Origin of the sequence: Propionicimonas paludicola (genome assembly GCF_002563675.1) — a bacterium.
Classification (GTDB): Bacteria; Actinomycetota; Actinomycetes; order Propionibacteriales; family Propionibacteriaceae; genus Propionicimonas; species Propionicimonas paludicola.
This window is the reverse complement of sequence record NZ_PDJC01000001.1, coordinates 234,385-247,177: the sequence shown is the minus strand read 5'-3', so window position 1 is coordinate 247,177 and position 12,793 is coordinate 234,385. Positions and strand designations below refer to the sequence as shown.

Sequence of the window (12,793 nt, the reverse complement as noted above, 5' to 3'; positions counted from 1 at the left end):
CAATCGTCCCCACTGTGAAGGGCGTGCATCCACAAGTAGCGGCGATCCTGGCCGAGCGGGGCGCCATCTCGACCGCGGAGTTTCCCCGGCTGTCCTCGACATTGGCCCGGCTCAGCCGGGCCGGGTTGCTGGCCAACCCACTGCCCGGAGTCTTCGTCCCTGCCGACGATAGCTCGCCGCTGTGCCGGCTCCGGGCGGCAACCGCCTGGTCGGCGCCATCCGGGGTCATCCATGGACGATCGGCCGCGGCACTGTGGCTGGGCGAGCCGCTCCCACCGATCCTCGAGGTGGCGCACCCGAGTCTGCGGTCCCGGGCCGGTGTGGTCGTACGCCAGCAGCGGATCACCTCGCCGTTCGTGGAGGTTCGCTCCGGCATCCGGTCGGTCACGCCCGCCTATGCGGCAGTCGAACTGGCCGCCACCGATGATGGCCAGGCCTGCTGTGAGGTCCTCCGCCGAGGCCTAGCCACGCCCGCCGACCTCGAGGCGGCGCTGGCCGACCTGCGTGGCAGCCGTGGGCAGGTGGTCCGACGTCGGGTGGTGACGGCAGCCGCGGCCAACCCTTGGTCCTTCGCCGAGCTCCGGCTGCATCGAATGCTGCAGTCGGCCGGCATTACCGACTGGGTGGCGAACAGCCCGATCCGCGTCGGCGGGCAGCTACTCGTCCCCGACATCCGGTTCCGTCGGACGCGGCTGGTCCTCGAATTCGACGGACGCAGCTCCCACCTGGGGAGCACCCAGTTCCTGGCCGACCGGGAGCGGCAGAACCTCCTGGAGGCAGCCGGCTACCGGGTCCTGCGCTTCGGCTGGGAGCACCTGGATCACCCCGAGTACGTCGTGCCCCTAGTCCGGCAGGCGCTGCGTGCGACGTGAAGCGCCGGCTCGATCATCCAGAACGGGCAATCCGGGCCCGATCGCCCCATCGAGGCGGCGATTCGCCTCACCCCGGACGCAGAACGGCCCGGAGCTTTCGCTCCGGGCCGCACGCTGGCTGGATTGATCAGCCGATGGTCTTGCCGACGCTACGCAGGTAGGTGCAGGCCTCGACGACACGGGCGGACAGCCCGGCCTCGGCGTTCTTGCCCCACGCGCGGGGGTCGTACTGCTTCTTGTTGCCGACCTCGCCGTCGATCTTCAGCACGCCGTCGTAGTTCTTCAGCATGTAGTCGACGACCGGACGGGTGAAGGCGTACTGGGTGTCGGTGTCGATGTTCATCTTCACGACGCCGTAGTCCACCGCGTCCGAGATCTCCTGCGGGGTGGAGCCGGAGCCACCGTGGAAGACCAGGTCGAACGGCTTCTCCTTGCCGTACTTGGCGCCGACGGCGTCCTGGATCTCCTTGAGCACCTCGGGACGCAGCTTGACCGCACCCGGCTTGTACACGCCGTGCACGTTGCCGAAGGTCAGAGCGGTCATGTAGCGACCCTTCTCACCCAGGCCGAGCACCTCGATGGCGCGCAGGCCATCGGCGACGGTGGTGTACAGCTTCTCGTTGATCTCGGCCTTGACGCCGTCCTCTTCGCCGCCGACAACGCCGACCTCGATCTCGAGGATCTGGTGGGCCTTGCTGGTCAGCGCGAGCAGCTCGTCGGCCACGGCCAGGTTCTGCTCCATGGGAACCGCGGAGCCGTCCCACATGTGCGACTGGAACAGCGGCTCAAGGCCCTTGTTCACCCGCTCCTGGGAGATGGCGATCAGCGGCTTGACCCAGGTCTCGACCTTGTCGATCTGGGCGTGGTCGGTGTGCACGACGACGTTGATCGGGTAGTTCTTGGCGACCACGTGGGCGTACTCGGCCAAGGCGACGGCGCCGGCGATACGGTCCTTGATGGTCGGGCCGGACGCGTACTCGGCGCCACCGGTGCTGACCTGGATGATGCCGTCGGAACCAGCCTCGGCAAAGCCGGCCAGTGCGGCGTTCAGGGTCTGCGAAGAGGTGATGTTGATCGCCGGGTAGGCGTACTTGCCGGCCTTGGCGGCGTCCAGCATCTCGGCGTACTTATCAGGGCTAGCAATTGGCATTCGGGTATCAGCCTTCCTCAGGGTTACTGCGTCTGCGACGAAGCGGGCGCCAAGCGGTACTGCTCCAGTCTCTCAAACTCGGGGACGAAATGAGCAATGATCCCCATCGCTGGAACCGCCATCCTGCCCACTGAGACGTCTGTGCTAGTCAAGTCGGGAGAGATCGACCCACACCCGTCCGGCCGACAGGATTCGCATGGCCGAGTCCACGCTGGCCGGCATGGCGTCGGTGAAGTCGAGCGGCACCCTGAACGATCGCTGGTCGCGGGCCGTGGCCACCAGCCTGGCCGACGTCCGCAGCCGCCCGGGCAACATCCGCACCGAGCCGACCTCGGCCCAGGGCAGCCACTCGCGGTTGATCATCACCCCGTCCCGGTTCAGCCCGATGGCCAGTCCCTGGGCAGCGGCCCGGGCGTCAGCCAGCGCGAACCGCCAGCGGAACACGTCGATCACCAGCAGCACCAGCGCCCAACCGCCGGTCAGGCCGACGTACCACCAGACCCAGCCGTCGGTGGCGGCCGGCCAGATCCGCCAGGCGATCAGGACGGCGGCGATGGTGAGCACGGCCCAGCCGAGCCGGATCAGCGCCAGCCGCCGGACCCGGCGCACCTGCTCGCCGGCCAGCTCAGGCTGGTAATAGATGCCGAACTCGTCCACCAGGCAATCCTAGGTGGCCGGAACCGGCCCGGGGCCGGCCCACTGCAGCGCCCAGTGGTACATGGCGATGGCGGCCGCCGCACCGGCGTTCAGTGAGCGGGTCGAGCCGTACTGAGTGATCGCCACCAGCTGGACGCAGCCGTCCACCAGCTCCTCGGTCAGCCCGGGTCCCTCGGAGCCGAAGATCAGGCAGCAGCGCTCGGGCAGTCGGGACGTCTCCAGTGGCACCGAACCGGGCAGGTTGTCCACGCCGATGGGGGTCAGGTCGTGGTCGGCCAGCCAGGTCAGGAACTCGGCCACGCTGGGGTGGTGATGGACGTGCAGATACCGGTCGGTGACCATGGCCCCACGTCGGTTCCACCGGCGCCGTCCGATGATGTGCACCCCGGCTACGTTGAACGCATTCGCCGTGCGGACCATGGAGCCGATGTTGAAGTCGTGCTCCCAGTTCTGGATGGCCACGTGCAGCGGCAGTCGTCGGGTGTCCAGTTCGGCCACGATGGCCTCGACACTCCAGTAGCGATACTCGTCGGGAACGTTGCGGTGATCACCGTCGGCCAACAGCTGCGGATCGAGCCGCGGATCGTCCGGCCAGGGCAGCGGATGCGGGCCCACGCCCGGCCCGGCCAGGGCCGCAATGGCGTCATCGTCCAGGGTGGCCATGGCGACCAAGGTATCTTGGCCACGTGATTCCTGCACTCATGCCGCTGGCCGGCAACTTCATGGACCCGGTCTGGCTGTTCCAGACCCTCGGCCCCTGGTTCTTGCTCGTGTCGGCGCTGATCATTTTCACCGAATGCGCGATCTTCCCGATCCTGCCCGGTGACTCGCTGCTGTTCGCGGTCGGGATGTTCATTGCACAGGCTGCCGGAATCCGGCTGTTCGGCCTAGACCAGGTCGGCACCTTGCTGCTGGCCCTGCTCATCCTGCTGGTCGCCGCCGTGCTCGGCAACATCGTCGGCTACTGGGTCGGGCTACGGCTCTCGCCGTGGCTGTTCAAGCCGAGGACCGGCTTCATCGGCAAGATCTTCAGCCAGAAGCACCTCGCCGAGACTCATCTCTTCTTCGAGCGTTACGGCTCCCGGGCGCTCGTGTTGGGCCGGTTCGTCCCGTTCGTGCGGACCTTCGTCACCATGGTGGCCGGCGCGGCCGGGATGACCTTCCGCTCCTTCATCACCTGGACCGGTTTCGGAGCGGTGATCTGGGCGGTCGGGGTCACCCTGCTCGGCTACTTCCTGGGCGACCTGCCGATCGTGCGGGACAACCTGGAGATCGCGCTGATTCTGATCGTGGTGGTCTCGGTGATCCCGATGATCGTCGAGATCCTGGTGCAGCGCGCCCGGCGCCGAGCCGAAGCGGACGCCCCGCAGGCCTGATGTCCGGGATCGGCTGGTTGCCGGGCGAGCCGGACACCCGTCCACCGGCCGGCCAGGACGACCTGGACGCCGCTGTGGCCGCCCTGTCCGGACGCCGGATCGTGGCGCTCACCGGCGCCGGCTTCTCCACCGACTCCGGGCTGCCGGACTATCGCGGTCCGGAGGCCAAGCCGCGCAACCCGATCACCTACTCCCAGTTCGTCTCCAGTGCCGACTTCCGGCGCCACTACTGGGCTCGCAACCACCTGGGCTGGCACCAGCTGCACGTCACCGAGCCCAACGAGGGCCACTACGCGCTGGCCCGGCTGGAGGCCGCCGGGATCGTCTCCGGAGTGATCACCCAGAACGTTGACCGGCTGCATCAGCGGGCCGGATCGCGCGCTGTCATCGATCTGCACGGCCACTACCAGCTGGTCCGCTGCCTGAACTGCGACTTCCGCTGCACCCGCGAGGAGCTGGACGTCCGGCTGCTCCAACTGAACCCGGGCTTCCTGGAGCGGGTCACCGAGCTCGGCGACGTCGAGATCGCCCCGGACGCCGACGCCGTGCTGGCCGAGACCGGGGACTTCGTGGTGGCCGACTGCCCGGTCTGTGGCGGCATCCTCAAACCCGACATCGTCTTCTTCGGTGAGTCGGTGCCCACCGAGAAGGTCGAGGCCGCCTTCGCCATGGTCGAGGCCGGCGGCGCTCTGCTGGTGGCCGGCACCTCGCTGGCGGTGATGTCCGGGCTCCGGTTCGTCCGGCACGCAGCCCGGCTCGGACTGCCGATCGTGATGGTGAACCGCGGCCTGACCAGGGGTGATGAGCTGGCCACCGTCCGCCTGAATGCGGGCACCAGCCAAGTCGTGAGCTACCTGGAACAGCAATTGCCCACCTTGGCCGCCGGGTCTGGCTAGGCCGGGACCTCGCGGAGAAGACTGGACGCCATGGCCACCATCATCTCCACCCTGTTCATCTCACTGGACGGCATCGCCGAGGCCGATCCGGACTGGCACTTCCCCTACTTCGACGAGAACATGGCCGCCGCGGTCACCGACGACTACGCCGGCACCGAGCTGCTGCTACTCGGCCGGGTCACCTACGACAGCTTCGCCGGCGCCTGGCCCGATCGGGAGACGGCTGGAGACGTCGACGCCGACTTCGCCGCCCAGCTCGGCGATACCCCCAAGCTGGTCGCCACCCGCACCCGGACCGACCTGGGCTGGCGCAATGCCGAGCCGACCGACGATCTGCTGTCCGCGGTTCGCGGGCTGCGGGAGCGACCTGGGCTGGGCAAGGTGCTGATCCCCGGGTCGCTCTCGGTGGTCCAGCAGTTGCTCGATGCCGGCGAACTCGACGAACTCCACCTGCTGGTGCACCCGGTGGCCGCTCAGCACGGGCGGCGGCTGTTCGCCGAGGGGCCGGGCATCCGTCCGCTGAAACTGCTCAGCTCGGAGGTCTTCCCCAGCGGAGTGATCCGGCTCGCCTATGCCCCGGCCGAGTTACCGGGGAAGGCCGGCTACGCACAGGCGGCCGAGAAGCTGGCCGAGGCCGGCTCGTCCGAGTGACCTCGACCGCGCGGAGTGGTGCTTACTGGGCCGGCGGCGGATTCAGCGTCGGCGGCTGCGACGGCGGCTGGGTGAAGATCGGCTGCTCGGCCGGCTGAGCCGGGGTGCCGAACTGGCCGGGCTGGCCGAACTGCGACTGGTCGTAGGCCTGCGGGTTGGGCAGGGCGGCGTCCGAGGCAGCCGTGAGCTGGGCGGTGGTCGGCTCGGAGGTGGCCTCGGGCCGGTCACTGATCTCGCCGAAGGTGACCTTCGGGGCCTGCCGGACGGCCTGGTCGTTCACCTCGAAGTAGGTGGCCTTCTCGAAGTGGAAGGTGTTGGCGATCAGCACCGAGGGGAACGACTCGACCTGGGTGTTGTAGTTGCGGACGTTGGCGTTGTAGAACCGCCGCCCGGCCGCGATCCGGTCCTCGGTGGCGGTCAGTTCCTTCTGCAGCTCGAGGAAGTTGATGTTGCTCTTCAGATCGGGGTAGGCCTCGACGCTGACCATCAACTGACGCACCGCGCCGCTCAGCTGCTCCTCCACCTCGGCCCGCTCGGCCGATGCCCCACCCTGGCTGGTCTGCGCCAGCGAGGCGGCCTGGTTGCGCAGCTTGGTGATGTTCTCCAGCGTGTTGCGCTCGTGGGCGGCATAGGCGCGGACGGTCTCGACCAAGTTCGGGATCAGGTCATAACGCCGGTTCAGCTCGACGTCGATCTGACGCCAGGACTCCTGGATCAGGTTCCGCGAGCGAATGAAGCCGTTGTACAGGGAGACCGCCCACAGGGCGAGCCCGACCACGACCACCAGCAGGATCACGAAGAACCACATCGAAGGCTCCTATCAGCCGTACCGCCGCCGGGCGGATCGCCCGAACGAGCACAGCCTAACCGGAGCCACCAGGCCGGCACAGGGCTAAGGCCCGATCACCGGCCGGGTCCGGGGGCGAACCCGGAGTCCCCCTGATCGGCCCGCGGGGCGACTACAGGCCCAGGTCGTCCAGGCCGACCGCGTAGCGGTACTCGACGCCGGCTGCCTCGATCAGCTCCTTGGCCCCGGTGTTGCGATCGACGATCACGGCCACCCCGATCACCTCGCCGCCGGCTTCCCGGACGGCCTCGACCGCGGTCAGCACCGAACCACCGGTGGTGGAGGTGTCCTCGACGACCAGCACCCGGCGTCCGGCCACCTCGGTGCCCTCGATCCGGCGCTGCAGTCCGTGCGCCTTGGCCTCCTTGCGGACCACGAAGGCGTCCAGACGTCCGCCGTTGTGAGCGGTGTGGTGCAGCATGGCCACCGCCACCGGGTCGGCGCCGAGGGTGAGTCCACCGACGGCCTCGAACTCCCAGTCGGCGACCAGGTCGGTCATCACTTCGCCGACCAGCGGGGCGGCGACCCCGTCCAGGGTGACCCGGCGCAGGTCGACGTAGTAGTCGGCCTCGCGGCCCGAGGCCAGCGTGACCCGGCCCCGGATCACGGCCAGGTCGGAAATCTGTTGGATGAGCTGCTCGCGGGCTGTCATGGGCGCCAACCTAGCCTCCCCGGACGCCGATGGCCGGGCATTCTCAGCTGAACCAGGCCCGTCCCTCGGGAGCAGGCGACGGCAGCGAGTCCTCGCCGATGAAGGGAGTGGCCCCGCCCAGCCAGCCGCGCAGATGCTCCTGCGTGCTCAGCCGATAGGGGAACATGGCCCGGGCCACCCGCCTGGTGAGGTCCTCGATCGGCAGCTCCACCCCGGCGACAGCGATCAGGTTTCCGAAGCGTCGTCCCTTCCAGATCGGCACTTCGCCGATCACGGCGAGCTCGGGGAAGACCTCGGCCAGACCGGCCACGCAGCGCCGTCCCCAGGCGAAAGGGGCTTGGTCGGTGAGGTTCATCACGGCCAGGCCGTCGGCGCGCAACACCCGGCGCACCTGGACGAAGAAGTCGACGGTGGCCAGCTCGGCCGGCACCGACGGGCCGTCGAAAGCGTCGATGATCACCACGTCCGCGCACCCGGACGGCAGGTCGCCGACGCCGGTCTTGCCGTCCACCGGACGCACCTTCACGCTGGCCCGGGGCACCGGCAGATGCTTGCGGACCTCGTCGATCAGGGCCACGTCGGGTTCCAGGACGATCTGGGCCGTGCCGCGCCGCCGCGCCTCGACGTAGCGGGCCAGGGTCATCCCCCCACCGCCGACGTGCACCACTCGGAGCCGCTCGGTGTAGGGCCGCTGAAAGATCGAGGCCTCCAGGACGTCCGCGATCCGCTGGACGTACTCGAACTCCAGGTGCAGTGGATCGTCCAACGCCACCCAGGACTGCTCGGTCTTGCCGTGCACGACCATGAAGGCGTTGTTGTCGTCTGGCGCCGGGACCACCCGGTTCATCTGCTTCCTCCGTCGGCGGTAGCACCACGGGACGCACCGGGACGAACTCCCGGCCCGAACGGCGCTACGGATCGCCTCAGCCTACCGGTCGGCCCACCGCAGGGTTGAGCGAACACTAGGGTGAACGGGTGAGCGACAGCTACCTGGAGATCAACCGGGCCAACTGGGATTCCCGGGCCCCGATCCACGCCCGCAACTACGGCATCGACCAGCTGCTGGCCGACCCGGAGGCCCTGTCCGACGTGGTCCGCTTCGACCTGCCCCGGTTGGGCCGGCTGGACGGCCTGGACGTCGTGCACCTGCAGTGCCACATCGGCACCGACACCCTGAGCCTGGCCCGGCTGGGCGCGGCCAGCGTCACCGGAGTCGACCTGTCGCCGGTCTCGCTGGCCGAAGCCCGGCAGCTGGCCACCCGGGCCGGTACCCCGATCGATTACATCGAATCGGACGTGTACTCGGCCCCGAAGGCGCTGGGTCGTCAGTTCGATCTGGTCTACACCGGGATCGGCGCGATCTGCTGGCTGCCGAGCATCGGCCAGTGGGCGGCCACCGTGGCCGCGCTGCTGCGTCCGGGCGGACGGCTGTTCATCCGCGACGGGCACCCGGTGCTGAATGCGCTGATCCAGGTCGAGCTCGGTCCGGACCCGGTCGACCGCGCCCAGCAGCCGACGATCAGCGCCGGCGGCACCCAGACGCTGGCCCTGGAACTGCCCTACTACGAGCAGGAACAGTGGCTGGCTTGGCACGAGGAGCACACCTACGCCGGGGACGATCTGGTGCCGTCCCCGGTCTCGGTGGAGTGGAACCACAGCCTGTCCGAGATCGTCACCGCTGTGCTCGAGGCCGGACTCCGGCTGACCTCACTGGCCGAACATGACTCCGTCCCGTGGGAGCCGTTCCCCGGCCTGATGTCGCTCGACACCCAGACCGGGGAGTACCGGCTCACCGATCGTCCGCAGCGGCTGCCGGCCAGCTTCACCCTGACTGCGACCAAGCCGGCCTAGCGGTCAGGACCGGCTGGTCACTTCCAGGCCGGAGCTGTCCGCGTTCAGGTCGAAGTGGACGACGTCGCCGTCGGTCACCTCACCGGATAGCACCCGCCGGGCCAGCGCGTCCTCGATTGTCGACTGGACCAGCCGCTTCAGCGGACGGGCCCCGTAGACCGCATCGAAACCGGCCAGGGCCAGCCAATCCTTGCCGGCCTGGCTCACCTCGACACTGATCCGGCGATCGGCCAGCCGGGCGTTCAGCCGGCGCAGCTGGATGTCGACGATCTGGGACAGGTCCTCAGTGCTCAGCGGGTCGAACAGGACGATCTCGTCCAGCCGGTTCAGAAACTCTGGCTTGAAGGCCTGCCGGACCACGCCCATCACCGCCTGGCTCTTGGTGTCGGGGTTCAGGGCCGGGTCGGCCAAGAACTGCGAGCCCAGGTTCGAGGTCATGATCAGGATCACGTTGCGGAAGTCGACAGTGCGTCCCTGGCCGTCGGTGAGCCGGCCGTCGTCCAACACCTGCAGCAGGATGTTGAAGACGTCGGCGTGGGCCTTCTCGACCTCGTCCAGCAGCACCACCGAGTACGGACGGCGCCGCACGGCTTCGGTCAGCTGGCCACCCTCCTCGTAGCCGATGTAGCCCGGAGGGGCTCCGACCAGCCGGGAGACGGTGTGCTTCTCGCCGTACTCGCTCATGTCGATGCGGACCATGGCGTGCTCGTCGTCGAAGAGGAACTCGGCCAGGGCCTTGGCCAGCTCGGTCTTGCCGACGCCGGTCGGGCCCAGGAACAGGAAGGAGCCGGTCGGCCGGTTCGGGTCGGAGATCCCGGCCCGGGAACGACGGACGGCATCAGCCACGGCCACCACGGCCTTGCGCTGGCCGATCAGCCGCTGGCCGAGCAGTTGCTCCATGCTGAGCAGCTTCTCGCTCTCGCCCTGCAGCATCTTGCCGACCGGGATCCCGGTCCAGGCCGACACCACTTCGGCGATGTCGGCGGCCGAGACCTCTTCGCTGACCATGGGCTTGGTGTTCGCCTCGGCTTCGGTGGCCCGCTCCAGCTCGGCCTCCAGGCCGGGGATCTCCCCGTAGAGGATCTGGGACGCCTTGGTCAGGTCGCCTTCGCGCTGGGCGCGCTCGGCTTCGATCCGCAGCTTGTCGATGTGCTCCTTGACCTCGCCGACCCGGTTCAGCCCGGACTTCTCGGCCTCCCACCGGGTCTCCAGGCCGCGCAGTTCCTCCTTGGCGTCGGCCAGCTCGGCGGTCAGCCGGGCGTAGCGCTCCCGGGAGGCCGTGTCGGTCTCCTTCTCCAGGGCGAAGGCCTGCATGGTCATTCGGTCGATGTCGCGGCGCAGCATGTCGATCTCCTCGGGAGAGGAGTCGATTTCCATCCGCAGCCGGGACGCGGACTCGTCGATCAGGTCGATGGCCTTGTCCGGAAGCTGCCGGCTGGTGATGTAGCGGTTGGACAAGGTGGCCGCGGCGACCAAGGCGCCGTCGGTGATCCGGACCTTGTGGTGCGCCTCGTAGCGCTGACGCAGGCCGCGCAGGATGGCGATGGTGTCCTCGACACTGGGCTCGCCCACGAAGACCTGCTGGAAGCGCCGCTCCAGGGCGGGATCCTTCTCGATCCGCTCCCGGTACTCGTCCAGGGTGGTGGCGCCGATCATCCGCAGCTCGCCGCGGGCCAGCATCGGCTTGAGCATGTTGCCGGCGTCCATGCTGGAATCGCCGGACGCCCCGGCACCGACCACGGTGTGCAGCTCGTCGATGAAGGTGATCACCTTGCCCTCGGCGTCCCGGATCTCGTTCAGGACGGCCTTCAGCCGCTCCTCGAACTCGCCGCGGTACTTGGCGCCGGCCACCATGGAGGCCAGGTCGAGGGAGACCACCCGGCGTCCCTTGAGCGAGTCGGGGACGTCGCCGGCCACCACCCGCTGGGCCAGCCCTTCGACCACGGCGGTCTTGCCGACGCCGGGTTCGCCGATCAGCACCGGGTTGTTCTTGGTGCGCCGGGCCAGCACCTGGACCACTCGGCGGATCTCGGCGTCCCGCCCGATCACCGGATCGAGCTTGCCATCACGGGCCTTCTCGGTCAGGTCGACGGAGTACTTGTCCAGCGAGGACTCACTGCCCTCGTCGGAGGCGGAGGTGACCCGCTTGTCGCCACGACTGGCCGCGAAAGCCTCGCTGAGCTTCTCGGTGGTGGCGCCCAGATCGATCAGGATCTGGCGGGCGTCCGAGGCCACCGCAGACAAGCCGAGCAGCAGGTGCTCGGTGGCCACGAAAGCATCGCCGAGCTGTTCGGCGCGGGTCTGGGCGTCGGCCAGCACGCGGGCCAGCCCGCCGGACATGGCCGGCTGGGTGACCGAGGATCCCTGTGCACTGGGCAGCTTCTTGATCGCCCCCTGGGCGGCCGCGTCGACCACCTTCGGCTCGACACCGATCGTGCTCAACAGGGGCGCGATGGTGTTGTCGGGGACCAGCAAGAGGGCGTGCAGCAGGTGTACGGGTTCCGCATTCGGATTGCCGTTGGTGAGGGCATTGCGGACGGCAGCCGACACCGCATCCCGGCTACGGGTGGTCAGCTTTTCGGTGTCCATTCAGATCTCCTGAGCAAAGTTGAGTTCACCAGACTCAACTAGCTTAGCGCGTGGCCTATTCCGCCACCGGGGAGATCGCCTCCGGGGTCGACCTGAGCGCACCCTGATTCCCACTACGGGCCACGAAAATGGCCAGGACCAGGAGAATCACCCCGACCACGATCCCGAGGTTGTCCACCAGCTGCTCCCAGGGTTGGTAAGCGAACTCGACGTCGTCGCCGCGGCGCAGCCACATGAACGGGGCCACCATCCCCCACAGGCTGTAGCCCAGCCCGGTCCAGCGGAACCAGCCGGGCAGTTCGCGATGCTGCCACAGCACGATGGCCAGCGGCACCAGCCAGACGTAGTGGTGTGACCAGGAGATCGGCGAGGCCAGCAGGCTGGTCAGGCCGGCAAGACACAGAGCGACCGCGGCCTGCCCGGAGCGATGCAGCAGCACCGAGGCGACCAGCCCGAGCACCAGGACCAGGCCGGCCAGAGCCAATCCTCCCCCGCTGGTGTGCCCGGCCAGTCGCGTCCACATCCCCAGGACCGACTGGTTGGTGGCGTAGACGATGCCGGAGTTGAGTCCGGAGTCGCCGGTGGCCAGCTTCGTCCAGTACGCCAGCGAGTCCTGCGGCAGCAGGGCGAAGCCGAGACCGGTGGCCACCAAGAAGGCGCCGAAGGCGATCAGGCCGGCCTTGCGGCGTCCGGCGAAGAAGTTGTGGGCCGCGATCACGGCCGGGGTCAGCTTGATGGCGGTGACCGTGCCGACCAGCCAGCCTTCGGGCAGCAGCCGGCGCCGGAAGACCCGAGGGCCGGGCATCGAGTCCAGCACCGCGGCGGCCACCAGGAAGATCCCCAGCTGGCCGAACCACAAGGTGTCCCGGACCGGCTGGACGAACAGCACCACGACCGTGGCCAGCAGGCTCAACCGCCAGCCGGTCAGCCCCAACCGATGGAGCACCGCCGCCAGCGCAGCAACGCTGAGCAGCAGCCACACTGCAGCGGCCAGCTCGAACGGCACCCAGGCGAACGGGACGGTGAGCAGCGCAGCGAAGGCCGGATAGATCCAGGGCAGCTGGCCCTGGGCGTCGAAGATGTCATGCCCGGCCAGGACGTTCTGGCCGGTACGGGTGTACACGGCCAGATCGATCATCCCCGGGTGCCACCAGGTTGGGACACCCTCCACGGTCGTGCCCGCAATGTAGAAAGCGGCCAGCACCGGTGGCAGAGCCAGGGCGGCCATCCGCAGCCATTTGTTCGTCATCTC

The 12,793-nt window shown here is 68.7% G+C and carries 13 protein-coding genes; 5 read left to right on the top strand and 8 right to left on the bottom strand.

The genetic code is table 11. The annotated features are described in order from the left end of the window. Nucleotides 1–23: 23 nt before the first annotated feature. Nucleotides 24–872 (top strand): endonuclease domain-containing protein, encoded by an 849-nt coding sequence (locus ATK74_RS01100; RefSeq protein ID WP_143483520.1) that lies wholly within the window; start codon nt 24–26, stop codon nt 870–872. 127 nt (nt 873–999) lie between these two features. On the opposite strand, the gene fbaA is transcribed toward ATK74_RS01100, so the two are convergent. The 3 genes from fbaA to ATK74_RS01085 all read right to left on the bottom strand — a co-directional run bounded on the left by fbaA (nt 1,000) and on the right by ATK74_RS01085 (nt 3,342). Next, on the bottom strand, nt 1,000–2,022 hold the full coding sequence (gene fbaA, locus ATK74_RS01095; RefSeq protein ID WP_098459313.1) for a class II fructose-bisphosphate aldolase: 1,023 nt from the start codon (nt 2,020–2,022) through the stop codon (nt 1,000–1,002). Nucleotides 2,023–2,166: 144 nt separating this feature from the next. After that, complete coding sequence (locus ATK74_RS01090) at nt 2,167–2,679, bottom strand: hypothetical protein (protein ID WP_098459312.1); 513 nt, start codon at nt 2,677–2,679, stop codon at nt 2,167–2,169. A gap of 9 nt (nt 2,680–2,688) precedes the next feature. Next, a complete protein-coding gene (locus ATK74_RS01085) occupies nt 2,689–3,342 on the bottom strand; it encodes a TrmH family RNA methyltransferase (protein ID WP_098459311.1) in 654 nt (217 codons plus the stop codon). A gap of 38 nt (nt 3,343–3,380) precedes the next feature. Between ATK74_RS01085 and ATK74_RS01080 the strand changes: the two genes are divergently transcribed. From ATK74_RS01080 to ATK74_RS01070, 3 genes are read left to right on the top strand one after another with little or no spacing between them, the layout of a single operon-like run. Continuing rightward, the gene (locus tag ATK74_RS01080; RefSeq protein WP_098459310.1) at nt 3,381–4,055 is read left to right on the top strand and encodes a DedA family protein; all 675 of its coding nucleotides are present in this window, start codon (nt 3,381–3,383) and stop codon (nt 4,053–4,055) included. Beyond that, nucleotides 4,055–4,951, top strand: coding sequence for a Sir2 family NAD-dependent protein deacetylase (locus ATK74_RS01075; RefSeq protein ID WP_098459309.1), 897 nt, complete (start codon nt 4,055–4,057; stop codon nt 4,949–4,951). Before ATK74_RS01080 ends, ATK74_RS01075 begins: the two co-directional genes overlap by 1 nt. Nucleotides 4,952–4,981: 30 nt before the next feature. Further along, nucleotides 4,982–5,602, top strand: a complete 621-nt coding sequence (locus ATK74_RS01070; RefSeq protein WP_098459308.1) for a dihydrofolate reductase family protein — start codon at nt 4,982–4,984, stop codon at nt 5,600–5,602. A 22-nt stretch (nt 5,603–5,624) separates the two neighbouring features. Here ATK74_RS01070 and ATK74_RS01065 read toward each other — a convergent pair whose 3' ends face one another. From ATK74_RS01065 to ATK74_RS01055, 3 genes are all read right to left on the bottom strand, one after another. Continuing rightward, nucleotides 5,625–6,410 carry a LemA family protein gene (locus ATK74_RS01065; RefSeq protein WP_098459307.1) on the bottom strand — a complete coding sequence of 262 codons (786 nt, stop codon included), beginning with the start codon at nt 6,408–6,410 and terminating at the stop codon, nt 5,625–5,627. A gap of 151 nt (nt 6,411–6,561) precedes the next feature. Continuing rightward, on the bottom strand, nt 6,562–7,101 hold the full coding sequence (pyrE, locus tag ATK74_RS01060; protein ID WP_098459306.1) for an orotate phosphoribosyltransferase: 540 nt from the start codon (nt 7,099–7,101) through the stop codon (nt 6,562–6,564). Nucleotides 7,102–7,144: 43 nt separating this feature from the next. Beyond that, nucleotides 7,145–7,948 (bottom strand): spermidine synthase, encoded by an 804-nt coding sequence (locus tag ATK74_RS01055; RefSeq protein WP_098459305.1) that lies wholly within the window; start codon nt 7,946–7,948, stop codon nt 7,145–7,147. Between the two features lie 128 nt (nt 7,949–8,076). Between ATK74_RS01055 and ATK74_RS01050 the strand changes: the two genes are divergently transcribed. After that, nucleotides 8,077–8,952: a class I SAM-dependent methyltransferase gene (locus ATK74_RS01050; RefSeq protein ID WP_098459304.1), complete on the top strand. Its 876-nt coding sequence runs from the start codon at nt 8,077–8,079 to the stop codon at nt 8,950–8,952. Nucleotides 8,953–8,955: 3 nt separating this feature from the next. Here ATK74_RS01050 and clpB read toward each other — a convergent pair whose 3' ends face one another. Together clpB and ATK74_RS01040 are read right to left on the bottom strand one after the other, a co-directional pair. Beyond that, nucleotides 8,956–11,541, bottom strand: a complete 2,586-nt coding sequence (gene clpB, locus ATK74_RS01045; RefSeq protein ID WP_098459303.1) for an ATP-dependent chaperone ClpB — start codon at nt 11,539–11,541, stop codon at nt 8,956–8,958. Nucleotides 11,542–11,596: 55 nt separating this feature from the next. Beyond that, the gene (locus tag ATK74_RS01040; protein WP_098459302.1) at nt 11,597–12,790 is read right to left on the bottom strand and encodes a glycosyltransferase 87 family protein; all 1,194 of its coding nucleotides are present in this window, start codon (nt 12,788–12,790) and stop codon (nt 11,597–11,599) included. Between the last annotated feature and the right edge of the window lie 3 nt (nt 12,791–12,793).